Raw genomic sequence first — 1,837 nt, 5'->3', positions numbered from 1 at the left:
AAGCCTCCACCTGATCACGATCAGCCACATCACAGGCCACGATCCGCACGTCAGCGCCAGCAGCCTCCAGCTCCACCCGGAGCTGCTCGGCCCCCGGCGCGGCAGAGCCCTGCCGCGAGGTCAGAACCAGACTCCGCACCCCGTGCACAGCGACCAGATGCCGGGCCACGAGGCCACCCAACATCCCGGTCCCACCGGTCACCACCACACAACCCGCACCCAGACCCTCCGTCCCGGTCGAGGAGGTCAGCCGCAGAATGTTCTTGCCGGTGTGCTTGGCCTGGGACATGTGACGGAACGCGTCGCGGGCGTGGCGGACGTCCCAGACGGTCAACGGCAGCGGGGTCAGGTGCCCGGCCTCGAAGAGCCTGGTCAGATCCAGCAGCATCCGCTGGATCAGTGCCGGGTCCAGTTCCTGCAGGTAGAACACCCGGTACGCCACCCCGGGGTAGGCGGCTTCGGTCTCGTCCTGGCGGCGGGCGTCGGTGACGCCCATTTCGAGGAACAGGCCGCCTCTGGGCAGGAGCCGCAGGGACGCGTCCGTCAGTTCACCGGAGAGGGAGTTCAGCACCACGTCCATGCCGCGTCCGCCGCTGACGGTGAGGAACCGCTGTTCGAAGTCGCCGTCGCGGGAGCTGGCGATGTGGTCTTCGTCGAGTCCGAGACTCCGCAGAAGGTCGTGCTTGGCGGGGCTGGCGGTGGCGAAGACCTCGGCACCGAGGTGCTGAGCGAGCTGGATGGCGGCCATGCCGACGCCTCCGGCACCGGCGTGGACCAGGACGGTGTCTCCGGCTCGGACGGTGGCCAGTTCGGTGAAGGCGTACCAGGCGGTCAGGAACGCGACCGGCATCGAGGCTGCTTGTTCGGGGGTCCAGCCGTCCGGGACCTTCACCAGATACCGGTGGTCCACGACCGCCGTCGGTCCGATCACCATGCCGATACCGGTGACTTCGTCCCCGGGGACCAGATCCACGACATCGGGTCCGGCCTCCAGGACGACGCCCGCGCACTCTCCGCCCAGCCGCAGCCCCGCCCCCGCGATCGGAGGGATCATGCCCAGCGTGACGAGGACGTCGCGGAAGTTCACGCCGCAGGCGCGGATCCCGACCCGGACCTGCCCCGCCTCCAGCCGCTCGGACGCCGCCGGCCACGGAACCGCCGCCACCTCCTCGACCGTCGCCGCCGCAGACGCCGACAGCACCCACGCGTCGGCCGGCAGCTCCAGCCGGTCGTCGGCGGCGCGCATCAGCCTCGGGGTTTCGATCTGCCCGTCCTGGAGCCGGATCTCCCACTTGTCCGCCGCCACGGTGCGTCCGAACGATCCCGCGAGGTCCGCGAGCGCCACGGCGTCCGTGCCGGGGTCCGGTCGGCCGAGATCGGCGAGCAGGATCCGGCCGGGGTTCTCGGACTGGGCCGAGCGGGTCAGCCCGGCGACCGCGGCCGCCACCGGGTCGGCGCCCGCCTCCCGCACCGCCACGGCCAGCCGGGTTTCCCGCAGAGCCGGCTCGGTCGCGAAGGCCCGCAGCACCTCCAGCACCCGTGCCAGCACCACACGCACCCGCGCCGGCTCACCCGCGCCGGGAATGGCGTTGGACTCGGCGCTGACGGCGTCGGCGATCAGCGGGTCCGCATCCAGGATCAGCCACCCCGGTGCCTCCTCGCCCAGCGCCTCCAGATCCGCCGCATCCGTGATCACCGCGCCGATCTCCTCGTCCGCCGTCCCGGCGGCCGGAGTGGCGGTGTCACCGGAGGCCGGGACGGGGAGCGGGGTCCAGTCGACCGCCAGCATCAGCGGCTCGGCGCCCCCTCTCCCGGTGCCCGCGGCGGCGAGGTCGGC

At 72.3% G+C, this 1,837-nt stretch carries 1 protein-coding gene; it reads right to left on the bottom strand.

Annotation, left to right across the window (positions count from 1 at the left end; genetic code table 11):
* The coding region (locus MJ797_RS26165; protein ID WP_239342320.1) for a zinc-binding dehydrogenase at positions 1–1,837 on the bottom strand (1,837 nt) is incomplete at both ends.

The sequence above is a fragment of the Protofrankia sp. CiP3 genome, from assembly GCF_917627345.1.
In the GTDB taxonomy this organism is placed as follows: domain Bacteria; phylum Actinomycetota; class Actinomycetes; order Frankiales; family Frankiaceae; genus Protofrankia.
This window is presented reverse-complemented; position numbering and strand designations above follow the sequence as displayed.